Consider the following 23,624-nt stretch of genomic DNA (forward strand, 5'->3'; position numbering starts at 1 on the left):
CACCGAAAGGCCGAGCTCATGACCGACCACACACGCACGATCACCCGCGACTCTGACGACTGGCCGCAGGGCGCGCCCCGGTGGGCGACCTGCGCCGACCTCGAGGCGGGCGGCGGGCTGCGCTTCACTCGCGGCTGGACGATCCCCAGCATGCACCGCGGCGCGGAGCCGCTGATCGTGGTGTGCGTCGAGCAGGAGTGGACGCCCAGCGCTGGCGGCTACGTGGCCGAGGCTCCGCGGGTCGCAGCTGGGGCCGGTGCCCTGTGGGCGGACTGGCGCGCGGTCGATGTGGCGGCAGCGCTGCGCGAGATCGCAGACGCGCTCGACCCGAACGCCGAGGGCGCGACCCTGCCCGCGATGGAGGAAGGCGAAGACGGATGAGCGCGGACGCAACCGCCGAAGCACCCGACATCGCGCCGCACACCGGCCCACAGGGTCGCACGCCCCAGAGTGCGCCCGAGACGACGTGGGAGCCGGAGTTCGATGGGCAGCGCCCGCCCTTCGAACCCGGCAACAGTGCGGCGGTCAAGAGCGGGGCGCACTCTCAGCGCAAGGTCGAGGAGATCGCGAGGAAGGTCAGCGACGAACTGCTCGAACGCTTCCCCGTGGTTGCCGAATACCCCGAGACGCTGACTGCGCTGGCGCGGGTCGAGGGCATCACCCGGCTGCTCTTCTCGGACATCGTGACCAACGGTGCCTACGACAAGAAGGGGCAGTTCCGCACCTCGCTGCTGGAACGGTACTTCACCGCGGAGAACACCGGAGCCAAGCTGCGCTCGTCGCTGGGGATGACCCCGCAGAGCGAGGCGCAAGTCGCCCGCGACCGTGCGGTGGCGGCGTCGAACACGGTGGACGTGCTGGGGGAGCTGATGAAGCAGGGGCGGGCGACCAAGGCCCAGAGTGCACCCCTCCCCGCCGACCGCGTAGTGCTCGACAGCGAGCCGAACGCTCCCGGTTCCTAGAGGAAGGACGACCAATCATGACCACGCCCCAGCCCGACGCGTACGACCTGCTGCGCACGCTCGCCGTCATCGAGACCTCGCGCTCGCGGGTTGCAGCAGCCCTCGCAAGACCATGCTCCGAGCATGAGGCCGCCCCCGGGGCGTACTGCTGGGGCTCTCGCCTCAGCGGCGTTCGTGGTGTCTGCGCCTCTCGCTACTCCCACGCGCTGCACGCGCCGAGCGCCCAAGCTGCGCCGCCGCGCACCGCTGCCCAGAGCGCGCCGACGCGCCTCGACTTCCGGCACCCCAACCGCCACCCCATGACCCCTATCCGTACCGGAGCCGCGCGATGAAGTACACGATCGTTCGCCTACCTGCTCCCAAGACCGCCCGAACTGAGAAGTCGGGCAAGCCTCTCGTCACGGTCCTTCCTCCGAGGCATCCAAACGTGACGAGGGGAGAGGCCTCGTCCGTCGTGCGTCGGGAAGCGCACGGCGGACGGGTGCCCTCGGATGCCGACGGCCTCAACGCGGCGGAGCGCCAAGAGCTGGACCTGCTTGCCTTCGGCGCGAGCAGGACCAAGGACCGCAGGCGCGACCGCGCCGACGCGATCCGCGAGATCGCCGAATTCCAACTCGACCGGCTCGTTGACGAGTTCAACGGCGGGCCCACAACCAATAGGAGAGACCGATGACCGACGCCCTCACCCCCGCCGCGACTGCTGGCGCGCCTCGTAAGCGCCGACCCGCGCCGGTCACCGTCGCCGCAACCGTATGCCGGGTCTGCGGCAAGATCGTCAAGCGTCCCGACCCCTCGCGGGCCGAGACCGTGCTCGTGTACGGTCCCGAGTTCCGCTCCGCGCAGGCACGCGGCGTCCCCGCCTCGCCCGCGGAGGTCGCAGCTACGAGGTGCGACGAGTGCGCCGACCGGCGCAGGCTCGCAGCGTCCCTGTTGGCGCAGCACCCGAGAGTGCAGCGCGCGCACGGCAGTGTCGCGCTCGACCGGCTCGACGCCGCGCTCGCGGCCCTCGACGTGGGCGGAGTGCTTCGTCGTGGTCGCCTCGTCAACGACCTCACCGCGACCGACGACGACCTCGCAGAGCTGATCCTCCGAATGGCAGCGCTCGGTGCCTTGGCGTCGTGGTCCTCGCGCGGTCAACTGGAGGGCGCGACGAAGCGGTGGGCGCATGTTCGCGCAGACCTCCTCGCAGATGTTCGCGCCGAGCAGACGCGGCTCGTGCGCAGACTCGTTGAGTTCCCTTTCCCCTTCACTCCCCCTGGGGCCGACGCGGGGGAGTGCGCAGGGTGCATGTTCTGCGGCGTCGGCACCCTGATGGTGAGGGAGAGCGAAGCGCTCGCGGCGTGGGGTGAGCAGCGCCGCGTCGATCCGAGCGTGCTCGGGGGCCGACACCGCCCGCAGCCAATCGCCGGACACCTCTGCCCTCCCTGCCGCCGCGCAGTCGAGCAGGTCGGAGCAATGGGCATCCCGGCGGTGCAGCGGGCGCTGCTCCGTCACTTCGGCTACACCGTGACGTTGGGCCGCGCACTCGACTTCCACGGCAGCCTCCGCGCATGGGTCGCGCTCAAGTCGGGGACACCCGCGAACCGCACTCCGTGGGCCCACATGGGGCCGAGCATGAAGGAGCAGCTGCTCGACCTAGAGCGGCGGGGGTTCATCGTCAAGGTGGCCCGGGCGTGAACGCACGACCACCCCTCGACCCGTCGGCGCTGCTCGCGGGGCTGGTGCTCGATGACCAGGGGACGCGGTGGGGCGACATCGCGGAGCAGTTCCAACGAGACGACGCCTCAGCGATCCTCGCCGGTGTCGCGCCCGAGGACAGGCGGCTGCACTTCCTCACGCGCCCGCGCGGTGGCAGCAAGACCACCGACCTCGCCGCTGTGCTGCTCGTCGTGCTGCTCACCCAAGCGCCGCGTCGGTCAACCAGTCACGCCTACGCCCGCGATCAGGACCAAGCAGGCCTGCTTCTCGACGCGCTACGTGCGCTCGCCGAGCGGTCCGGTCTCGCATTGCTGCTCGATATTGGGGTCGCGACTGTGACCGTGAAGGCGAGCGGCGCGAGGCTGCGCGTCGAGTCGGCAGACGCGGGGAGCGCATTTGGCCGCATCCCGTACTTCGTCGTCGTGGACGAGGTGGCGCAGTGGCCCACTACCCGGCAAGCTCGGACGCTCTGGGAAGCGCTCACCTCGGGACTGCCGAAGCGAAGGGACTCACGCCTCGTGGTGCTGACCACGGCAGGCGACCCGGCGCACTGGGCTGGTCGTGTGATCGGCGGCGCGCGTCAGTCCGACCGGTGGCGTGTCTCGGAGGTGCCCGGACCGCTCCCGTGGGCGGACCCTCACGACCTCGCGGAGCAACGACGGCTGCTGCCCGAGTCTGCCTTCGCTCGGTTGCACCTCAACCGCTGGACTGCTGCCGAGGACAGGCTCGTGAGTCTCGACGACCTTCGCGCGTGCGTCACCCTCGACGGGCCACTCGACCACGACCCTGCGCACCGGTACGTGATCGGGCTTGACCTCGGACTTAAGAACGACAGGACGGTCCTCTCTATTGCGCACTCCGAGCGCCGCGACGGCGGAGCCCCACGAGTGGTGCTCGACCGGATCGCGGTGCTGCAGGGCACCAAGAATCGCCCGGTGCAGCTGGACGACGTGGAGCGGCTGACGCTCGAAGCGAGCCGGTCGTATGGTCACGCTCGCGTCAGGCTAGACCCGTGGCAGGCCGTCGGCCTCGCACAACGGCTCCGAGAGCGAGGGGTGACGGTGGAGGAGTGGACGTTCTCCGCTCAGTCCGTCGGCAGGCTGGGCCAGACACTCCACCTGCTGCTGCGCGACCACAGGCTCGCGCTGCCCGACGACCAAGAACTTCTCGACGAGCTGATGACGGTGCGTCTCCGCGAGTCAGCCCCGGGCGTCTACCGACTCGACCACGACGCAGGTCAGCATGACGACCGCGCCGTCAGTCTCGGGCTGGCAGCGCTCGCGCTGACCGAGCGCACGGTGTCTGACCTCGGCGGGTTCAGCGACATCAACGCGGTCGCCGCGTCGATGGGCATCCTGAACATCAGGGCCCATCGACAGGACGTGCAAACGCCGTACTCATCTAGGATTCCGCGGCAACAACAATTGGGGCGCAGATAGCGCGTTCGTTGATGATGCCCCGCGCGGGGCGCGCCCCGAGCCCGAGTGTCTCCTGACCTGAGTAGTGTTCGCTTCGAAGGAAGGAGCCCCACAATGCCTACAGAAGTGCCCGGCATTTCCCGAACCTCCGGCGCAGTGAGTTTGAGCTACTACGAGGAAACTGGAATCGGACCTGCCTTGATCGAGGGCGGACTCTTTCGGGAGATCCTTGTTTGGGCTCTATCGGATGCCGACGCGCTTGTACCTCCCGGCGTGGTTTGGCGAATCCACTTCACGGGGGACATGGTAACGAGCGTCGCTGAACTGAACGGGACTAGCGAAGGTGAGACCTACACTCTCGACCGGGGCGCGAACGTGGTTGCGGGCAAGACGATCAAGCAACCCGACGGGTCCTTTGACGTCGTTGTTTCATTCGACGTCTGGAATGTCGCAGTTAGCGAAGACATAGACCACTCCGTTCAAGAAATGGCGTTGACTCTGCGGCACACGCTGATGCACGAGGCCGGCCATGTTGCCATCGACGCAAGGGGAGAGGACGCGCTCGACTTGATCGATGACGTCGACGGCCTTGACCGAGCCTCCGTCGAGTGGGCAAGACACCTCGGATTCATGCTTGAGGACTACCGAATTGAGCTCGCGCTTCACTCGTTGGCTCCAAACCAGATCCCGCGAGTCTCGATGATCAGCGAGGATCTTGCTCTATTCGACGCCGAACGGTCGAGGTCGCAACGTGTAGGAGCCGAAGGCCGGTTCGTTGAGGGGCGGGAGGTCATGCTCAAGGCCATGGTCGACCTAACTCGCGTTCTCGCCTACCTTGCAGCAGAGTGCGTTGACCCCGTACCGACGCTGGTGGGGGCCGATCTAGAGCGGTGGAATCGATTCGTCGCCCCGACTTGGGAATCTTGGGTGGCAGCTTACGGGGCGGCGTTACCTGCCACCCAACCGATGGCTCGGACTGAGATCATCGAGATCATTCGAACACTTTCTCGACTCGCCCCGGCGATGCTCAGCTCAGTTGGCTTCGAAAGAACCTTTGAGGGCGACAACGAGGCAGTTTGGTGGCTGCGGTCCTTCGAATGGTAGGCACAGTGGAGCTTGACGCTGAGGGCAGGGGAGACGAATGACGTCACTCGAGGTTAGTTTTGCTTCCGCGAGGCTGGTGCTACGCCCTCCTCGGGTAGTGATCATGTTTGCAGACGATGACCACTGGCGAGACTGGGCGATGTTGGCGCTTGCGACAGCGTCCGACTATTGGGGTGGTGGCGGCTTCATTCTCGTTCCCTACGATCGTGCAAGTGGAGAGCCCTCGCCCCACTTCCGCGAAGTAGTGCGTTCCTATGACCCGGATCACATCGTCACGCTTGAAGTCGGGGCGACACAGATGGATGAGTGGTATCCGGGATACATCCAGATTTCGGGAGTCAAGGACGAGGCCGAACATGCCCGCCTTGTTCGAACAATCCACGGCGGGGTGGATGACGCCAACGGACTTCGCGCGAGAAGCCTTGTCGCTTCTTGGTGCTCACCATTTCGGTCCATTCGCTTGACCCGCGATGCGGATACCCGGCAGCGCGAGACAATCACCAAGCTTGGGCGCGCGGACCGATCGGACCGGTACCGTCGCGGGCTAACTGTCGCGCCCCTGCCTTCATCGACATCCAGAGTCGCCGCGTCTGCAAGCTGGCGCTCGGACGTCGGGCTCGCAGCTGCCGCGAAGGTGGGTGTTGCCGACTCCGAATCGACTGAACGCGGCGAGCCAGAACTCGACAGCATCGGCTGGATGACCAAGCCCTTTGGGGAACCACCTGTCTCGCTCCTGTGGACCACGGCGGAGCCGAGCCAGACAACTGATGAGCCTGATTGGTGGTTCCGCGCCAACCAGGGGCTTATCCAAGTCTCACGGTCCTTTACTCGCGACAAGGGATCGGTAGTAGTCGGCGACACAGGTACTGACTTCGCGCTGGCGCTCGCGTATGACCGGATTCTCGGGCGGGGTGTTTGGCTGCCCTCCGCCGTCCTCGGTAGCGCAGACATCATGAGGCGCCAGGTTCGACCCGCAGTGCAATCACTGATTGCGGATCTACAGCAAGACGCTTCCAGCTTGGTTGTGTGCTCAACTTCAGTACCCGCACGGAAAGTTGCTCGGATATCCGAATCGCTTCAGAAGCACGAGTACGGCTTCGAGACTGAAGTCGATAGAGAAACCGTCCAGTTGCGATTCGCCGACACCGGTCGAAGCCCGTTGTTCTACGTGGTTGATGATCACGTCGGTGCATCCGTCTTTCTGCCGATGGCCCAAGACGAAGATGGGACGCTGAACGCACTCACCGGGCTGGAAACGCCGATACCAAGCGAGCTGATGTATAGCGTTGGCTCAGGAAAGGTCCCATATTGGTACGTCGAGGTCGGCATGTCGGGCGATCATGCCCCGCGGGCGCGGGACATTCCGGCGAGTCGACTCACAATCGAAAGCGGAACTTTTCCCGAGGTCCAGCTACGCGCGAGCGCTGACGGCGTAACCTTCGATCCGTCCTCGATGGGCTTTGTCCCCGGGGGATCATTGCTTCCGGGACGCATCGGCCGCCCACGCCTTCGGTCTCTATCGTTGCGCGCTTGGGTCGAGGGGATGGCGGCTGCCGAGGGACTCGGGGTGAGGCTCTCCACGCCGGGTCGACAGGCTGAGCTTGTCAGAAGGCGCATAGGTTCACGACGTGATCTCTTGGACCTTGTGGCGGGCCCCAGCCTGTCGATGCTGAGAGCGTTCATCCCCTACGAGAGGCGGCCCGACTCGCGTGATCCGGACACCGTCGTACTCGGACTCGATCCATATCTTTCGTTTGGTGGTATCAAGAACCTGCTATTGGATTCGGAAGAGAGAACGATCGAGGTCATCGACGTACTCACCTCTGCGCGACTGCTTCGGCGTGGATTGATCCTGAACTGCTCCGAGTGCGGTCGTCCCTCGTTCCTCGACGCTGACAGGCTGGGCCAGCAGTACGAGTGTCCACAGTGCGCCACCATGAACACCTTGACCTCTGACCGTTGGCGACTAGGGAGCGAACCGCGTTGGTTCTTCGATCTCTATGCAACCTTCCGTGAGCTGCTTGCCTCTCACGGTGATGTGCCGATTCTCGCCTCAGCAGCACTCAGCCAAAGAGCTCGCGGATACTTGGATACTCCCGAGCTTGAGTTCTTTGAGCTGGATGGTGGCAAGACCGTTGCGGAGATTGACGTCATCTCAAGCGTCAACGGTGAGGTGATCGTGGTTGAGGCGAAGTCTTCGAACGAGTTTTCCCGAGGCAAGCGGGTTGACCAAGTGAAGAAGCTGCTCCGTATCGCAGAAGTGCTCCGAGCAGATCGAATAGTGCTTGCGACGCTTCAAGATTCTTGGAAACCCGGAGATGTAGAGCACCTCGCCAAGGAAGCAGCGAAGTCCGCTCCCTTCCCCTTGCACACCGAAGTTCTAGCCGCGCTCGGGCGTTGAGTGCGATTCGACAAGAGTCGATGTAGGCGGTGCAACACCTCCGACCCATGCACCGTTGTTGCACAGCCTGCGCGGCACCACATTCCCAAGTGCCGCAAGAGACGGCACGATAGCTCACAAAACAACCGGAAACCGCGAGGCTAGACGTCACTGGGGGTCAAGGGGTCGCAGGTTCAAATCCTGTCAGCCCGACTCAACGAGAAACGGACCGCCCTCCGGCGGTCCGTTTCTCGTTCCTGGCGTAGTGACAGCGGGGTCGCCATCGCGCCGGTTCCGGCGCATCGCCCTCACCGATAGCCGCCACCTCCCCGTGACCGCGATGTGACGGCCGTGCCGATGGGGCGCAGCCCGACCCGCAGCCCGACCCAGTACCCGACGATCAACCACCGAGTGCGGGCAGCACGTCCCGCACGATGCTGCCGAGCATCCGTGCGTTCAGGTCCACGCCGAGCTTGTTCGGCACCGTGACGAGGAGGGTGTCGGCGGCGGCGACCGCGGCATCCTGAGCGAGCTCCTCGGCGATCCGGTCGGGCTCGCCGATGTAGCTGCGGCCGAAGCGGGAGAGGGCCCCGTCGAGCACGCCCACTTGGTCGCTGCTGTCGGCCTGAGCGCGCAGCCCGAAGTAGTACCGCGTCTCGTCGTCGATGATCGGCAGGATGCTGCGGCTCACCGACACGCGCGGCTCGTGCTGCCATCCCGCCGCCGCCCACGCACTGCGGTACCTCTCGATCTGCTCCGCTTGGAGCTCGTCGAAGGGAACGCCGGTGTCCTCGGTGAGCAGTGTCGAGCTCATGAGGTTCATTCCCTCGGTGCCCGTCCACTCGGCGGTCGCGCGGGTGCCGGAGCCCCACCAGATGCGCTCCGCGAGCCCGGGCGACTGCGGTTGGATCGCGAGCCCGCCGGACACCCCGGTCATGCGGGGGTCGGATCGGGCGATGGATGCCCCGGCGATCGCCTCCCGGAACTCGGCGGTGTGGCGGCGCGCCATGTCCGCGTCATCCTGTCCCTCGGCGGGGACGAAGCCGAAGGACTCGTAGCCGGCCAGCGCCGTCTCGGGCGAGCCCCGGCTCAGTCCCAGCTGCAGGCGGCCGTCGCTGATGAGGTCTGTCGCGGCGGCGTTCTCCGCCATCGCGAGGGGGTTCTCGTACCGCATGTCGATGACGGCGGTGCCCATCTCGATGGTCGATGTTCGGGCCGCGATCGCGGCGAGAAGCGGGAACGGCGACGCGAGCTGCCGGGCGAAGTGGTGCACGCGCAGGAACGCGCCGTGGGCACCGAGCTCTTCGGCGGCGACGGCGAGCTCGACGGTCTGCTGGAGCGCGTCCCGGGCGTCGCGTACGAGCGACCCCGGCACAGCCTGGTAGTGCCCGAACGTGAGGAACCCGATCCGTTTCGCCATGCCTCTATCAGCGCTCGATGGGTCCGCGGCATTCCCGGGGCGACGCTCAAAAAAAGTTCCAGGACGGTGCATCCGAACCGAGTGCCCTGCGGGAAGTACTCCATGACGAGCGAAAAGGTCGCTCGAATGAGAGGACATCATGCGCACGAAGAAGATCGCCGCGACCGTCGCGGTCGCCGCGGTGGCGACGCTGGGTTTCGCGGCTCCGGCTAGCGCCATCTCCGCCAGCACGGCCGACCTGTACGTCCTGCACGCGGTGCCCGACACCACTGTGGATGTCTGGGTCAATGGCGAGGTCCTGCTCCCGGACTTCGCTCCCGGCACCCTGACCGATCCTCTGGACCTGCCCGCGGGCGACTACGAGGTGGTCATCACCCTTCCGAACGACCCGATCACCTCCCCGGTCATCGGCCCCGCGACGCTTCCGCTCGCGGCCGGCAACAGCTACACCGCAGTGGCGCACCTGGACGCGTCGGGCGCCCCCACGGCGACGCTCTTCACCAACGACCTGAGCACCATCCCCGCTGGGCAGGGCAAGCTCACCGTTCGTCACACGGCCGCCGCCCCGGCGGTCGACATCCTCGCCAACGGAGCGGCCGCGTTCTCGAACCTCACCAACCCGAACGAGGTGAAGGCGGACCTTCCGGTCGGTACGATCTCCGCCGCCGTCGCGGCGACCGGCACCACCGACCCGGTGATCGGACCGGCCGACGTCACGATCCAGGAGGGCGTCAACACGATCGTCTACGCCTGGGGAAGCCTCGAGGACGACAACCTCGCGCTCGCCGTGCAGACCATCAGCGGCCTGCACTCCACTCCCGACGGCGTGAACTCCGGTCAGGCAGGCCTCGTCGCCGACCCGAACCCGGCTCTGGTGGGGTCGATCGCTGCGGCGATCGCTCTCGTGCTGCTCGCGGCTGTCGGCCTCGGGGTCCGCGCCGCCCGCTCAGCACGCTGATCCGCCGCATCACAGCAGCAGGACCCGACGAGGAGGAGGACGGCATGGCGAAGGTCACCATGGTGGTCGTGACGATCGCGGCCGCCCTCCTCCTCGCGGCCTGCACCGCGACGGCGTCGGCACCGGAGGCTACTCCGGAGCCGACGCCGTCAGCTCCACGGGAGGGCGCGGTCGACGCCCACAGCGCCGAGCTCGTGCCGGTAGTGCCGATTGCCGAGCCGACCCTCATCGAGATCCCGAGCGCGGGAATCTCCATGGTCGTCCGCGCCGTCGGCGTCCAGGCGGACGGGCTCATGGAACTGCCGGAGGAGACTGCCGTGGCGGGGTGGTATCGCTTCGGGCCGGCGCCGGGATCCGAGTCCGGCACGACCGTGCTCGCGTCCCACGTCGACTCGCTCGAGTACGGTATCGGGCCCTTCGCCGCTCTTCGCAACCTTGTCGCGGGCAGCGAGATCACGGTCACCGACAGCTCGGGAACCCTGCACCGCTACGGCGTGACATCGGTGAGTTCGGTGCAGAAGCAGCAGCTGCCCGTCGCCGACCTCTTCGACCGGGTGGGCCCCCGCCGGCTCGTGCTCATCACGTGCGGCGGTCAGTTCGACTACTCCACCCTGTCCTACTCCGACAACATCGTCGTGATCGCGGAGCCACTGCCGTGAGGGCGACGACCGGTTATCCTGCAGCAGTGGTTCGGGAGGCACCCGTGGATGAACGGGCAATCGAGGATGCCCGCATCGAGGCATCCTTCGCCCGCGGCGACGATCGCACGCTCCGAGACGCCTACGACCGCTGGTCGGGGGTGATCTACACGATCGCTCTCCGGTCGCTCGGCGACGTCGGCGATGCCGAGGATGTCACCCAGCGCGTGTTCGTATCCGCGTGGACTTCGCGGGAGCGCTTCGACCCGAGCCGCGCCCGGCTGTCCACATGGCTGATCGCGATCGCGAAGAACCGCATTGCCGATGTGCACGAGGCGAGAGCGCGAGTGCGTCGCCTTCACGACTCGATCGTGGCGACCGCGCTGCCGGATGAAGTCGCCGACGCACCCGACCTTGCCGACACCGTGCTGATCGCCGACGAGCTCTCACGACTCGAACCCGCCGCGCGCGCCGTCATGACGCTGGCGTTCTACGATGACCTCACTCACGATGAGATCTCGCGCCGGCTCGACATGCCCCTGGGCACGGTCAAAAGCCATATCCGTCGAAGTCTGCAGAAGATGAGGAACCGGCTGGAGGTGCCCGATGTCGCACGTTGACCCGGAGGTGATCGCGCTCCTCGCCCTCGGAGAGGGACAGCCGTCGGATGCTGAGCGGATGCACCTTGCGCACTGCGGCCAGTGCCGTGCCGACCTCGCGATGCTCACCGCGACCGCGTCCGTAGGGCGATCCACCGTCGTCGTCGACCGCGTGGAGTCTCCCTCACCGGAGGTCTGGGACCGCATCGCCCACGAGCTCGGCCTCGACGGCGAGGGGCGGCCGGGCGTCGAGCCGACCAGTGCTCCCGTCGTTCCCCTGCGACGACGTCGACGCATCCTGCCCGTGCTCATCGGCGCGTCGGCGGCGGCGGTCGTGGCGGTCGTGGCGGTCGTGGGCTGGCAGATACTGCGTCCTCTCCCGACGGTTCAGGTGGCGAGCGCCACCCTCGAGCCGTTCCCCGCGTGGCCGACATCGAGCGGCACGGCGACCGTGCTCGAGCTGCCCGACGGCACTCGAGAGCTCCACGTCGACCTGGATGCCCCGGAGGAGGCTGACGGCTACCGGGAGGCGTGGCTGATCTCGACCGACGGGAGCAAGCTCGTGAGTCTCGGGGTGATCGACGGTTCGGCTGCGACATTCGTCGTTCCCCGCGCGATCGACCTCGGCGAGTTTTCGCTCGTGGACGTGTCGCTCGAGCGGGCCGACGGCGATCCCGGGCACTCGGGCGACTCGATCGTACGCGGCCCACTGGCCTCGTCGGGCTCATCCCGACCGAGCTGACCCAGCCTCGCCGCGATGGGCGCCGGCTACTCTCCGAGGGGCTCGATCCCGCGCCGAACGGAGCACCCCGGGGGACTTCTGGCCCTGCCGTGACGGTGGGCGGACGAGTCATCCTGGGGCATGCTCTCGTGGCCTCTCGTTCAGCTGCTGGCCGGTTCGGTCGGCGGGTATCCCCGTCCGGTCCGTCTTCGCCCGGCGTCGGCGTGAGCGTCGCCCCGCGCGCGAGTCGACCTGCGCGCCGCGGCGGCGTCGCGGTCTTCCTCGTCGTCGCCTTCGCGGTGACGTGGGCGATGTGGACGCCGATCCTCGTGCACGCCCAGGGCACCGGGCTTGCCGCGATGCCGTGGACCTTCTTCCTCGCCTCCGTGGGACCACTGTGCGGCTCGGTCGCGGCGTCGCTGTGGGAGGGCGGCCCACTCGGACTCGCCGAGTGGGCGCGCCGCACCTTCTCGGTGCGGTTCCGCTGGGTGTGGTGGGTGGCCGGAATCGGGATGCCCGTCGCCTACCTTCTCATCGCGTGGGTCGTGACGCTCGTCGTCACCGGAGCCTGGCCCGAGCAGGGCGGATTCGGCGTCACCGAGAAACTCCCGGGTCTGCCGTGGCCCGCCGTCGCTGGGGTGTGGGTCCTCACCTTCGGCCTGGGGGAGGAGGCGGGCTGGCGGGGCTGGCTGCTTCCCGCGCTGATGCGTCGCCTGTCCGGCTTCTGGTCGGCCCTCGTCGTCGCCGGTGTCTGGATCGCGTGGCACCTGCCGGCCTTCTTCTTCAACCCGACCTACACGCAGATGGGCCCGGGGATCGTCGGCTGGATGCTCGCCCTCGTGTGCGGTTCGTTCCTCCTGGCGTGGCTGACGATCGGCGCGCGGGGGAGCATCCTGCCGGTCCTGCTGTGGCACGCCGGCTTCGACCTGCTGACGGCGGCCGATCAGTCAGCGGGTCTCGTCGCCTCGACGATCAGCGCGGTCGTCATGGTGCAGGGAGTGCTCAGCGCCTGGCTGCTCTGGCGTCGCGGTTCGGTGGCCCGACCACCGCACGGCGAGTCCGATTGCGAAGTCACCCCACCCGGAGCCCGAGCCAGTCGGCCAGCGACTCGATCTCGTTGATGACAGCGCGACGAACGGCGGGCGCGAACGGCTCATCCTCATGGAGGGCGTGGACGACGAGGATGCCGCGATCGCGGTCAGCGGTCGCATCGAGCTTGCCGATCAGCCGGTCGCCGTGGAGAACCGGGAGGGCGTAATACCCCCAGCGTCGCTTCGCGGCCGGTTTGTACATCTCCAGCGCATAGTCGAACTCGAACAGCAGTGCCATCCGCTTACGGTCGCGGATGAGCCCGTCGAAGGGGGAGAGCAGCGCCGTCCGCGGCGCGAAGTCGCGGTCGAGCGCCGCGGGGTCCAGCCGCCACGACCCGCGGACTCCCTCCACCGCGGCGGGGATGCCGGCGTCTCCGACACGGGTCGTCTCGACGGGCAGGTCGGGGGTGCGGTCCGGCACGAGTCCCTGAGCGGCGAGGCGCCGCTCCGCCCGGATGCGGAGTGCCTGGTCCATCGGGACGGTCGGGGTGTCGGCGTGGTAAACCCGCTCGGCCAGGTCCCACAGGCGGTCCCGGCCGCGCCGACCGCACACGGCGATCCGGCCCTGTCGCATGAGGCACTCGAGCACCATCATGACATTGCGATTGTTGTTCCAGCCCGACGAGGGCCACGACACCAGAGAGGTGTCGGGGATGTCGCGTGCCGTGAGCGGCCCCTCGAGCTCGAGCCGATCGAGCACATCGTCGATGAACTCCTCGTTGTCGTCGAGCCAGCGTCGCGTGGACTCGCGCTCGGGCCACGCGGCCATCTCGGCGAGAAACAGCGGGAGGTCGGCCATCGGACGCACCAGCAGGTCGAGCTCGAACAGGGTTCCATCCCGCTCGAGTCCCTCCGTGACCTGAGACGGCTCGAACCCGCTCCCGAGCCTGCTCCACAGCACGAGGTCCGCCGTGGGGGCGACGGCGGCCGTGGGCTCGACCTGGACGAAACCGAGTCGGCCCACGGTCTCGACGAGGTCGTCAGGCCGATGGTCGTCGAGCAGTTGCGCTGTCACCGCGATGCGCCGGGCATCCTGTCGGCTGAGCTCGATGACCATGCCGCGAGCATAGACGCGACCTCTGTCGAGAGGGCACTTGACCTTGACCCCGGGGGCAGGCTCTACCGTGGTCGCATGAGGATCGGCGAACTCGCCCGGCGGGCCGGGGTGACCACCAAGGCAGTGCGGTACTACGAATCGGTTGGGCTGCTCGACGCACCGCGGCTGACCAACGGCTACCGCGACTTCGACGAGCGGGACGTGCGTCTCGTGCGCGAGATCAGTGGACTCGTCGCACTCGGGGTACGCGCGGAGCAGGCCCGACCTTTCGTGGAGTGCCTCGTCGCGGGCAACGAGCGCGGCCACGACTGTCCCGATTCCGTGACGGCCTACCGCGACGCGATCGCGGAGCTCGACGAGCGCATCGGCGAGCTCAGCGCGCGCCGCGCCGCGCTCGCGACACTCCTGGAGAGCGCCGGCGGCTGCGTCGAGTGCGGGAGGACGGACTAGTGGGCGCCCTGGCTGCCGTCACCGACGAGTCATTCGAGCGAGACGTGCTGCGGTCGAGCGGTACGGTCGTCGTCGACTTCTGGGCGGACTGGTGCCCGCCGTGCCGGTTGCTCGAGCCGCATCTGGAGCAGCTGGCGGCCGAGCATCCGGGCCTGACGATCCTTAAGATGGATGCCGACGCCAACCCCGAGCGCTCGCTCGAGTACGGCGCGCTGTCGCTGCCGACCCTGAAGGTCTTCGTCGACGGCCGACTGGAGCGCACGATCATCGGCGCGAAGCCCCGCGCGGCTCTCGAGCGGGAGCTGGAGCCCTACCTCTAGGACCTTGGCCCCTGTCGTTCGGGGTGATGCCGCGCGACGATGTGATCGAGAGATCACCACCACGGAGGGCGGGAACCATGTCTAGAACCTACGTCGTGACCGGAGCGGCGAGCGGGATCGGCAAGTCGACCGCTGAACTCCTGCAGGAGCGCGGTCATCGCGTCATCGGGGTCGACATCGCCGGAGCGGACGTCGTCGCCGACCTCTCCACCGCGGAGGGCCGGTCGACCCTCGTCGAGCGGGTGCGCGAGCTCTCGGGGGGAACGATCGACGCGATCATCGCCAACGCCGGTCTCGCGAGCTCGACCGCCGCGACCGTCGCCGTCAACTTCTTCGGCGCCGTCGCCACTCTCGACGGCCTCCGGCCTCTGCTCGCCGGTTCGGCTGCGCCGCGTGCCGTGGCGACGTGCTCGATGGCGTCCCTCTTCCCGCCGGACGAGGAACTGCTCGCGGCGCTGCTCGCCGCCGACGAAGCGGCAGCGCTGCACCGAGCGGGCGAACTGGTGGCGGCAGGGGAGCAGCCGGCCTCGCAGATCTACGGCACCACGAAGCAGGCTCTGGCGCGCTGGATCCGCCGTGCGGCCCCGACCCCGGAGTGGGCGGGGGCGGGCATCCCGCTCAACGGCATCGCACCCGGGGTCGTCGCCACGCCGATGACGGCGGCCTTCACGGGGACCGCGGAGGCGCGCGAGGCGATCCTCCAGCAGGTGCCGATGCCGCTCAACGGCATCTTCGAGCCGCGCGACGTCGCGTACCTGCTCGCGTGGCTGACGAGTGAGGAGAACGCCCACCTGTGCGGTCAGATCGTCTTCATCGACGGCGGCTCGGACGCCGTCATCCGCGGCGACTCGACCTGGTAGTCGCGGTACTCCGCCGCCTCCCCGGTACTCTGGGGGGATGGAGAACACCCGCCCCCAGGTGCGTCCCGCTGCCGAGGGCTGGACTCAGAAGCTCGGCCCGGACGGCCGCCCGTCGCTGCAGTTCGCGTCGCCGAAGCGCGGCAAGCCGCCCGTGCACCTCGCCGACCTCACGGTCGAGGAGCGCCGGGCGCGGATGACCGAGCTCGGGTTGCCCGCCTTCCGGGCGGCGCAGCTCTCCACCCATTACTTCACGCACTACACCGCCGACCCCGCTCACATGACGGACCTGCCGGCGGCCGGTCGGGACGAGCTCGTCGCGGGGATGCTCCCGCCCCTGCTCACCGAGGTGCGGCGTCTCGCCACCGACAACGGCGACACCATCAAGTTCCTCTGGCGGCTGCACGACGGCGCCCTCGTCGAGTCGGTGCTCATGCGCTACCCCGGGCGCATCACGCTGTGCGTCTCTTCGCAGGCAGGGTGCGGAATGAACTGCCCGTTCTGCGCGACCGGCCAGGCGGGTCTCACGCGCAACATGTCGACCGCGGAGATCGTCGACCAGGTGGTGCGAGCCAATCGGGCGATCTCGGAGGGACAGCTCGGTCCCGCGGAGCACGACAATGAACGGGTCACGAACATCGTGTTCATGGGCATGGGGGAGCCGCTCGCCAACTACGCGCGAGTGATGGATGCCGTGCGCACGATGGTCGCCCCCCAGCCCGACGGGCTCGGGATGTCCGCCCGCCACATCACCGTCTCGACGGTCGGCCTCGTTCCCGCGATCCAGAAGCTCGCGAACGAGAAGATCCCCGTGACGTTCGCGCTGTCGCTGCACGCCCCCGACGACGAGCTCCGCGATGAGCTCATCCCGGTGAACTCGCGCTGGAAGGTGGACGAGGCGCTGGATGCCGCGCGAGCCTACTTCGAGGCGACGGGCCGTCGAGTCTCGATCGAGTACGCCCTCATCAAGGACATGAACGACCACGCGTGGCGCGCCGACCTCCTCGCCTCGAAGCTCAACGAGCGCGGCCGGGGGTGGGTGCACGTGAACCCCATCCCGCTCAATCCGACTCCCGGGTCGATCTGGACCTCGTCGGAACCCGCGGTGATGAAGGAGTTCGTCCGACGGCTCGAGGAAGCGGGCATCCCGACGACGCTCCGCGACACGCGCGGCAAGGAGATCGACGGCGCCTGCGGTCAGCTCGCGGCGGCCGACGCCTAGACGCGAGGGCTCGCCGCTAGGATCGACCCATGCCCACCGGGACCGAGACCGGGCTCACCGCCGCCGAGGTCGCGGAGCGCCGCGCCGACGGCCGGTCGAACGACTACTCGCCCCCGTCGAGCCGCAGTCTCGGGATGATCCTCCGGTCGAACATCCTGACCCTCTTCAACGCGATCATCGCCGGCTGCTTCCTGCTTCTGCTGCTGCTCGGGCGGTGGCAGGACGCCTTGTTCGGACTGAGCGCCCTCGCCAACGCGGTGATCGGCACCGTTCAGGAGTACCGGGCCAAGCGCTCCCTCGATCAGCTCGCGCTCCTCAACGCGCCGGCGGCGCGCGTGCGCCGCGACGGGGCAGAACTGCAGGTCGCCGTCGCGGAAGTGGTGCTCGACGATCTCCTCGAGCTGCGACCCGGCGACCAGGTGCCCGCGGACGCGGTCGTCATCATCTCGGCGGGCCTCGAGCTCGATGAGTCCCTGCTCACGGGGGAGTCCGACCCCATCGACAAGACGGCAGGCGACCGGGTGCTGTCCGGTTCGATCGTCGTCGCGGGGGAGGGCGCTGCCCGAGTGGACCGCGTGGGAGCAGACTCGTTCGCGAACCAGCTCGCGAGCGAGGCAAAGCGATTCTCCCTCGTCACGTCGGAACTGCGGTCGTCGATCAATCGCGTGCTGCGCTGGTTGACGTGGCTGGTGGGACCGCTCGCGCTGCTGGTGCTGAACGGCCAGATGGTCGCGGCAGGCGGGTGGGGTCCCGCGATCGAGTCGGGCCGATGGCGCGGCGCAGTCGTCGACACGATCGCGTCCGTCGTCGCCATGATCCCGCTCGGCCTCGTGCTCATGACGAGCATCGCCTTCGCGGTCGGCGCGGTGAAGCTCTCGCGACGCAAGGTGCTGGTCCAGGAGCTCGCCGCCGTCGAGGGCTTAGCCCGCGTCGACATCATCTGCCTCGACAAGACCGGCACGCTCACCGCGGGGGACATCGTGTTCGACGACGTCCACCCACTCGTCGAGGAGGCTGGCGACGACTGGCGCGACGTCCTCGCCTGGAACGGGGCCGACCCCGACGCGAATGCGACGGCACGCTGTCTCGCCCCGCGGTTTGCGGTCGAGTCGCCGCTCACGGTGGCGCAGCGCATCCCGTTCTCCTCGTCCCGCAAGTGGAGTGCCGTCTCGTTCGCGACGGGGCCGGCGGGCACGTGGGTGCTCGGCGGGCCGGAGATGGTGTTCGGGGATGATCCGGCGCACACCCCGCTCCTGGACCGAGCCGCGAAACTCGCCGGCTCCGGCCGCCGCACCCTCGTCCTTGCGCAGGCGCCCACGGATCTGTCGGCGGAGGACGTCGAGCACGAGCGGCGCCCCGACGGCCTCGTGCCCGTCGCGCTGCTGACCTTCCGCGAGAGCATCCGGCCCGACGCGCGGGACACGCTCGACTATTTCGAGGCCCAAGGCGTCGCGGTGCGCATCATCTCCGGAGACAACCCGCACACGGTCGCGGCGATCGCGCGCGACGTGGGCATCGAGGCCCCGAGCGGCTTCGATGCGCGGGAGCTCCCGGAGGACGAAAAAGAGCTCGCCGCGGTGCTCGAGGCCAACCAGGTGTTCGGGCGCGTCACTCCCGAGCAGAAGAAGGCCATCGTGCTCGCGCTGAAGGCGGCCGGTCACACGGTCGCGATGACCGGCGACGGGGTCAATGACGCCCTCGCGATCAAGGACGCGGACATCGGGATCGCGATGGAGTCGGGCTCGGCCGCGACGAAAGCGGTCGCCCGGCTCATCCTGCTCGACGGGCGCTTCTCCCACCTGCCGGGCGTCGTCGCCGAGGGGCGGCAGGTGATCGCGAACGTCGAGCGCGTCTCGATGCTCTTCCTGTCGAAGACGGCCTACGCCGTCTCACTCGCACTCGTGTTCGCCGTGCTCATGGTGGAGTTCCCTTTCCTGCCCCGGCAGCTCTCGGTCACCGACGGCCTCACGATCGGCATCCCCGCGTTCTTCCTCGCGCTGCTTCCGAGTGCTCGCCGCTACCGACCGGGATTCCTCCGACGGTCGCTCTCGTTCGCGGTCCCGGCCGGCGTCGTCGTGGCCGCGTCGATCACCGCGCTGACGCTCGCCTCGCGCTCCCTCGGCACGGGCCTCGAGGAGACCCGCACCGGGACCACGATCGCGCTCGCGCTCCTCGGGCTGTCGATCCTGGTGTCCCGGTCGGTGCCGTTCACCGCGATCAAGGCGGGAATCGTCGCGGCGATGGTCCTGGGACTGGCGCTCGTCGTCGCTGTCCCGTTCGCCGCCGACTTCTTGCAGTTCGTCCCGCTCTCGGAGCCCTACCTCGTGACCGTTCTCGGTGTTGTCGCTGTCGGCACCGTCGCGGTGGCGGTCATCCATGTGGTGCACTCCCGCAGGCTGCGGCGCGCGGATGCGGTGTTGAACCGGGGAGAGGCGGGCGCCGATAGCATGTCGAGCAGTTCATCCGCAGAGTAGAGGAGCACATGAGGATCGCATTCGGGATCGGCCGTCTGGCCGCGGCAGGAGCGGGAATCGCCGCCATCGTCGGTCAACTGCTCACCAGCCTCGGCTACTGGTCGAGCCACAACGTCCAGAACATCCCCTTGGCGATCACGAACTTCTTCAGCTTCTTCACGATCCTCTCGAACGTCGGCGCGGTCGTCGTCTTCCTGTTCGGTGCGTTCCTGCTCTTCACCCGCTCGGGCAGCGACCCCCGGTGGTTCACGCTGTTCCGCGCCTCGGTGGCGACGTACATGATCGTCACCGGGATCGTCTACAACCTTCTGCTGCGCGGAATCGAGCTGCCCCAGGGCTCGACGCTCGAGTGGTCCAACGAGATCCTCCACGTCGTCGTGCCGATCCTCGCTCTCCTCGACTGGCTGTTCACTCCGGGGCGCCAGCCGATCGAGTGGAACCAGCTCTGGAGGATGCTCGTCTTCCCGATCGTGTGGGCGGTCTACACGATGATCCGGGGGCCGTTCACCCCCAACGAGCTGACGGGCGCGTCGTACTGGTACCCCTACCCCTTCCTGAATCCGTACATCTCGCACAACGGCTACTTCTCGGTGGCCTTCTACATCGTCCTGATCGCGGCGGTCATCGGACTCGTCGCCGCGGGCGTGATCTGGCTGTCGCGCCGCGGCTGGTTCACGCAGCGCTAGTCGGGCGGGGGATGCTCCCCGCTAGTCTTGAGGCATGTTCTCGTTCATCCTTGATCCGTTGACCAACCTCGTGATCTGGGCGGCGGTGATCGTCGTCCTCATCATCGCGCTCGTGGTGCTCCTGCGCAGCATCAAGGTCGCCAAGCCCGACGAGGCGATCATCGTCACCTCGCGCCAGAAGACCGCGAAGGGCGGCCCGGAGGAGGAGAACGCCGGGCAGCGAGTCGTGTTCGGGTCGCGTGTCTTCGTCAAGCCGATCGTCGAGGCCTACTTCAAGCTGAGCCTCCGCAGCCGCCAGCTCAATGTCCAGGCGACAGCGCAGACCCGTGACGCGATCACGATCCGCGTCAACGCGGTCGCGGTCGTGAAGGTGGGCGGTTCCGAGTCGATGGTGCGCGCGGCGGCCCAGCGCTTCCTCAACCAGCAGGATCAGATCGAGACCTCCACCGAGGAGGTGCTGAGCGGATCGGTGCGCTCCATCGTCGGCCAGCTGACGGTCACCGAGATCATCACGAACCGCAGTGCTCTCCAGGGTCAGGTCCTCGAGGCGGTGCGCGAGTCCCTCGACGTGCAGGGGCTCACCATCGACACCCTCCAGATCAAGGAGATCGATGACGACAACGGCTACATCAAGGACCTCGGTCGCGCCGAGGCTGCCCGAGTGAAGCAGGTCGCCGAGATCGCCGAGTCGGTGGCCCGTCAGGCGTCGGAGGAGGCGCGAATCGCCGCCGACCAGGCTGTCGCCGAGTCGCAGCGCAAGCTCGACCTGCGCAACGCCGAGATCCAGAAGGAGACCGACAAGGCTCGTGCCGAGGCGGCCGCCGCGGCACCGCTGGCCGAAGCGATCGCCCAGCAGGAGGTCGTCGCGCAGCAGGAGGTCACCGCCGCGAAGCGGGTGGGGCTGCGCAAGCAGGAGCTCGACGCGGAGATCCGCGCGGTTGCGGATGCCGAGGCGTACGCCGTCGAGAAGAACGCGCAGGCGACGGCTGCCGCGAACGTCGCCGCAGCGGCCGCCGATCGCGACGCGCGCCGCGCGGCTGCAGAAGCCATCGAGGCCGAGGGCATCGCCGAGCGTAACCGCCGCCGCAGCGCAGCCGAGGCGCTCGAGGCCGAGGGCGTCGCGGAGAAGAACCGGCGCATCGCCGCAGCCGAAGCGCTCCAGGCGGAGGGCGAGGCCGAGGCGGTCGCCATCCGCGTCCGGGGAAACGCCGAGGCGGAGGCGACGAAGCTCAAGGCCGAGGCGCTCGCGGAGCGGGCCGGGGATCTGCTCAGGCAGGAGATCATCGCCCAGCTTCCCGAGATCGTGCGCGCAGCATCCGAACCCCTCGGGTCCATCGGCGCGATGACCGTGATCTCGAGCGATGGGTCCGGCACCGAGCAGGTCGGTCAGAACGTCGCCGCTCAGCTCACCACCGTGCGCCAGATCCTCAAGGACACCGTCGGCATCGACATCAGCGAGATCGTGACAGGTCGAGTGACCGGGCAGGCGATAGGTGAGGGCATCACGGGCTCCCCGACGGGCAAGCGAACCGCGACGAAGCCAGCTCCCAAGCCTGAGTCCTAGTCGTCCGGGAGGTCGCGACCGCGGAGCCGGTCGATCTCGCGCCGCTCGCGCTTGGTCGGCCGACCCGCACCGCGGTCGCGCATCGGCGCGAAGCCGACCTCCTCGGGTGTCGGCAGCGGGGGAGAGTTGTCGACGAACGCTGCTGCGGCGAGGGGGGCTGACACGCGCTTGACGATCGGCTGGACGACGACGAGCACGCGGTCGAAGCCGGCGATGCGTACGCGGACCTCGTCACCCGGCCTGACCGTCTGCGCCGCCTTGGCCCGCTCGCCGTTGACGCGCACGTGACCGGCGCGGCAGCCGGTGGTCGCGGCAGACCGCGTCTTGAACACGCGCACCGCCCACAGCCAGCTGTCGACCCGGACGCCCGACTCGGCCACTAGTACCAGCCCACCGCTTCCGAGTGAGCCCACGCTGCGCACGGACTGCCGTACCGGCCGCTGATGTAGATGAGGCCCCACATGATCTGCGTCTGGTAGTTCGTCCGCCAGTCCGCCGCGTAGTTGGCCATCTTGCTGCCGGGCAGGGCCTGCGGGATGCCGTACGCTCCGCTCGAGGCGTTATACGCGTTGGTCCGCCAGCCGGATTCGCGGTTCCACAACCAGATCAGGCAGGGGCCCTGATCAGCCCCCCACCCGAAGGAGGTGGAGATCTGCGTCATCGCGAACTGCTGGGCCGCGGCGACGTTGTTGACCTCGTTGCCGGGAACCGAGAACCCGCCCTCGGTACCGCCTCCGCCTCCACCCCCGCCGGTGGACTCGAGGCCGATCCGGTATTGCTGCTCGATCAGTACGGTCGTGTTCTTAAGAGTCGCCAGCTGCTCGTAGAGCACCGTGAGCCGGGACTGCTGCTCGTCGACGGCCGCATCTGCCGCTGCCGCCGCCGCCTCGGCGGCACTGCGGGCCGCTTCCGCCTCCGCCGACAGGCGCTCCTGTTCTCCGCGGGCCGCCTCAGCCTGCTCGGCGAGGGACTGGGCGAGATTGCGCTCCTGCTCGGCGACCTGGAGCGCGATACCCACCTGCTCGCCGAGCCGGCCGAGAGAGCCCAAGCGGTAGAGCAGGTCATCGGATGCTTCGGCGCTCGACACCAGGAGAGTCGAGGTCAGGTCGGCGCCACCGGACCGGTAGAGCGCGGCGGCGAGCTGGGCTGCCTGGAGGGCGGAGGACGCGGCGGCGTCGGCTGCGGCATCCGCTCGCCGGCTCAGGGATTCCTCAGCCGCCGTGGCGCGATCGAGCTCGGCGCGCGCGCGATCGGCAGTCGCGGTCGCCGCGACAGCCGCATCTCCGAGCCGAGCCGCCTCCGTCTGCAGACCGTCGAGCAGGCCGGAGATCGTCGCGATGGTCTCGGCCGTGGCAGCCTCGTTGCCGCGGGCGGCCTCGACGTCGTCCCACGAGGGATAGTCTGCGGCTGTGGCAGGGGAGATCACCCCGAGCGCGACGACGAGCGCCAGCGCTCCGCAGAGCGCGGCGGATCGTCCTGCCCGCATTCGCACCCTTCCAGGGTAGACGCGCGTGGGGCGGATGTGAATGGTGTGACTGGTGTGATCCGGGGATCAGGCCGTCGCGAGTTCGGCCTTCCAGCGCACCAGATCACGGACGATCGGGCTCGGGTCGTTCGCGAGACGCTCCATCGCATCGGCCGGGACGAAGAAGTTGACGGCGAGGAAGCCGCGCACACGCTCGGACGGATCGTCGACGAGAGAGCGGAGCACGTCGCAGGGGGTGGCTTCGTTCCGCGCCACGCACGCGCGGACCTCGGCATCGGCATCCCGCGCCAGGAGCTCGAAGTCCTCGGTGGGCAGGTGCGGGTCGAGCGCGGCTCGCTCGCGGATCTTCGAGGTCTCATCGCGAGCGAGCAATCGCAGGCGGGCGATCTTGGACTCGGTCATCGCCGGGGCGGGATGCAGGGCCGCGGCCTGCTCGGCCGTGAGCATCGCCGGGGCGAGGGCCCGCAACTGCGCGCGCTGGGCGGGGGTGTTGAACCGGATGCACGACATGTCGCTCAC

General features: G+C 68.4%; 25 protein-coding genes. 20 read left to right on the top strand and 5 right to left on the bottom strand.

Annotated features, from left to right (window positions below; all coding sequences use genetic code 11):
• The first annotated feature begins 18 nt into the window (after positions 1 to 18).
• The 8 genes from Q5716_RS06020 to Q5716_RS06055 all read left to right on the top strand — a co-directional run bounded on the left by Q5716_RS06020 (position 19) and on the right by Q5716_RS06055 (position 7,583).
• Positions 19 to 381 (top strand): hypothetical protein, encoded by a 363-nt coding sequence (locus tag Q5716_RS06020; RefSeq protein ID WP_305002180.1) that lies wholly within the window; start codon positions 19 to 21, stop codon positions 379 to 381.
• Positions 378 to 962 (top strand): hypothetical protein, encoded by a 585-nt coding sequence (locus tag Q5716_RS06025; RefSeq protein ID WP_305002181.1) that lies wholly within the window; start codon positions 378 to 380, stop codon positions 960 to 962. Before Q5716_RS06020 ends, Q5716_RS06025 begins: the two co-directional genes overlap by 4 nt.
• A 17-nt stretch (positions 963 to 979) precedes the next feature.
• On the top strand, positions 980 to 1,294 hold the full coding sequence (locus Q5716_RS06030; RefSeq protein ID WP_305002182.1) for a hypothetical protein: 315 nt from the start codon (positions 980 to 982) through the stop codon (positions 1,292 to 1,294).
• 95 nt (positions 1,295 to 1,389) lie between these two features.
• Positions 1,390 to 1,635, top strand: coding sequence for a hypothetical protein (locus Q5716_RS06035; protein WP_305002183.1), 246 nt, complete (start codon positions 1,390 to 1,392; stop codon positions 1,633 to 1,635).
• Positions 1,632 to 2,639: a hypothetical protein gene (locus tag Q5716_RS06040; protein ID WP_305002184.1), complete on the top strand. Its 1,008-nt coding sequence runs from the start codon at positions 1,632 to 1,634 to the stop codon at positions 2,637 to 2,639. The genes Q5716_RS06035 and Q5716_RS06040 overlap by 4 nt, the downstream gene beginning before the upstream one ends.
• Complete coding sequence (locus tag Q5716_RS06045; RefSeq protein ID WP_305002185.1) at positions 2,636 to 4,099, top strand: hypothetical protein; 1,464 nt, start codon at positions 2,636 to 2,638, stop codon at positions 4,097 to 4,099. The genes Q5716_RS06040 and Q5716_RS06045 overlap by 4 nt, the downstream gene beginning before the upstream one ends.
• 93 nt (positions 4,100 to 4,192) lie before the next feature.
• The gene (locus tag Q5716_RS06050; RefSeq protein WP_305002186.1) at positions 4,193 to 5,182 is read left to right on the top strand and encodes a hypothetical protein; all 990 of its coding nucleotides are present in this window, start codon (positions 4,193 to 4,195) and stop codon (positions 5,180 to 5,182) included.
• Positions 5,183 to 5,219: 37 nt separating this feature from the next.
• Positions 5,220 to 7,583 carry a hypothetical protein gene (locus Q5716_RS06055; protein WP_305002187.1) on the top strand — a complete coding sequence of 788 codons (2,364 nt, stop codon included), beginning with the start codon at positions 5,220 to 5,222 and terminating at the stop codon, positions 7,581 to 7,583.
• A gap of 379 nt (positions 7,584 to 7,962) precedes the next feature.
• Here the strand turns inward: Q5716_RS06055 and Q5716_RS06060 are convergent, their stop codons facing one another.
• Positions 7,963 to 8,982 (bottom strand): LLM class flavin-dependent oxidoreductase, encoded by a 1,020-nt coding sequence (locus tag Q5716_RS06060; RefSeq protein ID WP_305002188.1) that lies wholly within the window; start codon positions 8,980 to 8,982, stop codon positions 7,963 to 7,965.
• Between the two features lie 139 nt (positions 8,983 to 9,121).
• Here Q5716_RS06060 and Q5716_RS06065 point away from each other — a divergent pair, with 139 nt between their 5' ends.
• The 5 genes from Q5716_RS06065 (at position 9,122) to Q5716_RS06085 (ending at position 13,019) form a co-directional block, all read left to right on the top strand.
• Complete coding sequence (locus Q5716_RS06065; RefSeq protein WP_305002189.1) at positions 9,122 to 9,940, top strand: DUF4397 domain-containing protein; 819 nt, start codon at positions 9,122 to 9,124, stop codon at positions 9,938 to 9,940.
• Positions 9,941 to 9,984: 44 nt separating this feature from the next.
• Complete coding sequence (locus tag Q5716_RS06070) at positions 9,985 to 10,599, top strand: class F sortase (RefSeq protein WP_305002190.1); 615 nt, start codon at positions 9,985 to 9,987, stop codon at positions 10,597 to 10,599.
• Positions 10,600 to 10,643: 44 nt separating this feature from the next.
• Positions 10,644 to 11,198 carry an RNA polymerase sigma factor gene (locus Q5716_RS06075; RefSeq protein ID WP_305002191.1) on the top strand — a complete coding sequence of 185 codons (555 nt, stop codon included), beginning with the start codon at positions 10,644 to 10,646 and terminating at the stop codon, positions 11,196 to 11,198.
• Positions 11,185 to 11,919: an anti-sigma factor gene (locus Q5716_RS06080; RefSeq protein ID WP_305002192.1), complete on the top strand. Its 735-nt coding sequence runs from the start codon at positions 11,185 to 11,187 to the stop codon at positions 11,917 to 11,919. Before Q5716_RS06075 ends, Q5716_RS06080 begins: the two co-directional genes overlap by 14 nt.
• Before the next feature lie 203 nt (positions 11,920 to 12,122).
• Positions 12,123 to 13,019 carry a CPBP family intramembrane glutamic endopeptidase gene (locus Q5716_RS06085; protein ID WP_305002193.1) on the top strand — a complete coding sequence of 299 codons (897 nt, stop codon included), beginning with the start codon at positions 12,123 to 12,125 and terminating at the stop codon, positions 13,017 to 13,019.
• On the opposite strand, the gene Q5716_RS06090 is transcribed toward Q5716_RS06085, so the two are convergent.
• Positions 12,970 to 14,046 carry a DNA glycosylase AlkZ-like family protein gene (locus tag Q5716_RS06090; protein WP_305002194.1) on the bottom strand — a complete coding sequence of 359 codons (1,077 nt, stop codon included), beginning with the start codon at positions 14,044 to 14,046 and terminating at the stop codon, positions 12,970 to 12,972. The genes Q5716_RS06085 and Q5716_RS06090 overlap by 50 nt on opposite strands.
• A 75-nt stretch (positions 14,047 to 14,121) precedes the next feature.
• On the opposite strand from Q5716_RS06090, the gene Q5716_RS06095 reads away from it, so the two are divergent.
• The 7 genes from Q5716_RS06095 to Q5716_RS06125 all read left to right on the top strand — a co-directional run bounded on the left by Q5716_RS06095 (position 14,122) and on the right by Q5716_RS06125 (position 21,619).
• Positions 14,122 to 14,496, top strand: coding sequence for a MerR family transcriptional regulator (locus tag Q5716_RS06095; RefSeq protein ID WP_305002195.1), 375 nt, complete (start codon positions 14,122 to 14,124; stop codon positions 14,494 to 14,496).
• Complete coding sequence (locus tag Q5716_RS06100; protein WP_305002196.1) at positions 14,496 to 14,816, top strand: thioredoxin family protein; 321 nt, start codon at positions 14,496 to 14,498, stop codon at positions 14,814 to 14,816. The genes Q5716_RS06095 and Q5716_RS06100 overlap by 1 nt, the downstream gene beginning before the upstream one ends.
• Before the next feature lie 77 nt (positions 14,817 to 14,893).
• Positions 14,894 to 15,676 (top strand): SDR family oxidoreductase, encoded by a 783-nt coding sequence (locus Q5716_RS06105; RefSeq protein WP_305002197.1) that lies wholly within the window; start codon positions 14,894 to 14,896, stop codon positions 15,674 to 15,676.
• Between the two features lie 37 nt (positions 15,677 to 15,713).
• A complete protein-coding gene (gene rlmN / locus Q5716_RS06110) occupies positions 15,714 to 16,895 on the top strand; it encodes a dual-specificity RNA methyltransferase RlmN (RefSeq protein WP_305002198.1) in 1,182 nt (393 codons plus the stop codon).
• A 29-nt stretch (positions 16,896 to 16,924) separates the two neighbouring features.
• On the top strand, positions 16,925 to 19,369 hold the full coding sequence (locus tag Q5716_RS06115; protein ID WP_305002199.1) for an HAD-IC family P-type ATPase: 2,445 nt from the start codon (positions 16,925 to 16,927) through the stop codon (positions 19,367 to 19,369).
• An 8-nt stretch (positions 19,370 to 19,377) separates the two neighbouring features.
• Positions 19,378 to 20,055: a Pr6Pr family membrane protein gene (locus Q5716_RS06120; protein WP_305002200.1), complete on the top strand. Its 678-nt coding sequence runs from the start codon at positions 19,378 to 19,380 to the stop codon at positions 20,053 to 20,055.
• A 34-nt stretch (positions 20,056 to 20,089) separates the two neighbouring features.
• A complete protein-coding gene (locus tag Q5716_RS06125) occupies positions 20,090 to 21,619 on the top strand; it encodes a flotillin family protein (RefSeq protein WP_305002201.1) in 1,530 nt (509 codons plus the stop codon).
• Here Q5716_RS06125 and Q5716_RS06130 read toward each other — a convergent pair.
• From Q5716_RS06130 to Q5716_RS06140, 3 genes are all read right to left on the bottom strand, one after another.
• Positions 21,616 to 21,999: an RNA-binding S4 domain-containing protein gene (locus Q5716_RS06130; RefSeq protein ID WP_305002202.1), complete on the bottom strand. Its 384-nt coding sequence runs from the start codon at positions 21,997 to 21,999 to the stop codon at positions 21,616 to 21,618. The two genes, Q5716_RS06125 and Q5716_RS06130, sit on opposite strands and share 4 nt — an antisense overlap.
• On the bottom strand, positions 21,999 to 23,105 hold the full coding sequence (locus Q5716_RS06135) for an aggregation-promoting factor C-terminal-like domain-containing protein (RefSeq protein ID WP_305002203.1): 1,107 nt from the start codon (positions 23,103 to 23,105) through the stop codon (positions 21,999 to 22,001). Before Q5716_RS06135 ends, Q5716_RS06130 begins: the two co-directional genes overlap by 1 nt.
• Before the next feature lie 66 nt (positions 23,106 to 23,171).
• Entirely contained in the window at positions 23,172 to 23,615 is a 444-nt protein-coding gene (locus tag Q5716_RS06140) for a hypothetical protein (RefSeq protein ID WP_305002974.1), read from the bottom strand.
• Between the last annotated feature and the right edge of the window lie 9 nt (positions 23,616 to 23,624).

Source organism: Antiquaquibacter soli (assembly GCF_030580675.1).
GTDB lineage: Bacteria > Actinomycetota > Actinomycetes > Actinomycetales > Microbacteriaceae > Rhodoglobus > Rhodoglobus soli.

Excerpts from the sequence above, each read along its gene's own strand:
- Q5716_RS06020 (WP_305002180.1), top strand. The coding sequence starts at position 19 with ATGACCGACCACACACGCACGATCACCCGCGACTCTGACGACTGGCCG.
- Q5716_RS06025 (WP_305002181.1), top strand. The coding sequence starts at position 378 with ATGAGCGCGGACGCAACCGCCGAAGCACCCGACATCGCGCCGCACACC.
- Q5716_RS06030 (WP_305002182.1), top strand. The coding sequence starts at position 980 with ATGACCACGCCCCAGCCCGACGCGTACGACCTGCTGCGCACGCTCGCC.
- Q5716_RS06040 (WP_305002184.1), top strand. The coding sequence starts at position 1,632 with ATGACCGACGCCCTCACCCCCGCCGCGACTGCTGGCGCGCCTCGTAAG.
- Q5716_RS06050 (WP_305002186.1), top strand. The coding sequence starts at position 4,193 with ATGCCTACAGAAGTGCCCGGCATTTCCCGAACCTCCGGCGCAGTGAGT.
- Q5716_RS06055 (WP_305002187.1), top strand. The coding sequence starts at position 5,220 with ATGACGTCACTCGAGGTTAGTTTTGCTTCCGCGAGGCTGGTGCTACGC.
- Q5716_RS06060 (WP_305002188.1), bottom strand. The coding sequence starts at position 8,982 with ATGGCGAAACGGATCGGGTTCCTCACGTTCGGGCACTACCAGGCTGTG.
- Q5716_RS06065 (WP_305002189.1), top strand. The coding sequence starts at position 9,122 with ATGCGCACGAAGAAGATCGCCGCGACCGTCGCGGTCGCCGCGGTGGCG.
- Q5716_RS06070 (WP_305002190.1), top strand. The coding sequence starts at position 9,985 with ATGGCGAAGGTCACCATGGTGGTCGTGACGATCGCGGCCGCCCTCCTC.
- Q5716_RS06080 (WP_305002192.1), top strand. The coding sequence starts at position 11,185 with ATGTCGCACGTTGACCCGGAGGTGATCGCGCTCCTCGCCCTCGGAGAG.
- Q5716_RS06090 (WP_305002194.1), bottom strand. The coding sequence starts at position 14,046 with ATGGTCATCGAGCTCAGCCGACAGGATGCCCGGCGCATCGCGGTGACA.
- Q5716_RS06095 (WP_305002195.1), top strand. The coding sequence starts at position 14,122 with ATGAGGATCGGCGAACTCGCCCGGCGGGCCGGGGTGACCACCAAGGCA.
- Q5716_RS06105 (WP_305002197.1), top strand. The coding sequence starts at position 14,894 with ATGTCTAGAACCTACGTCGTGACCGGAGCGGCGAGCGGGATCGGCAAG.
- rlmN (WP_305002198.1), top strand. The coding sequence starts at position 15,714 with ATGGAGAACACCCGCCCCCAGGTGCGTCCCGCTGCCGAGGGCTGGACT.
- Q5716_RS06115 (WP_305002199.1), top strand. The coding sequence starts at position 16,925 with ATGCCCACCGGGACCGAGACCGGGCTCACCGCCGCCGAGGTCGCGGAG.
- Q5716_RS06120 (WP_305002200.1), top strand. The coding sequence starts at position 19,378 with ATGAGGATCGCATTCGGGATCGGCCGTCTGGCCGCGGCAGGAGCGGGA.
- Q5716_RS06125 (WP_305002201.1), top strand. The coding sequence starts at position 20,090 with ATGTTCTCGTTCATCCTTGATCCGTTGACCAACCTCGTGATCTGGGCG.
- Q5716_RS06135 (WP_305002203.1), bottom strand. The coding sequence starts at position 23,105 with ATGCGGGCAGGACGATCCGCCGCGCTCTGCGGAGCGCTGGCGCTCGTC.
- Q5716_RS06140 (WP_305002974.1), bottom strand. The coding sequence starts at position 23,615 with ATGTCGTGCATCCGGTTCAACACCCCCGCCCAGCGCGCGCAGTTGCGG.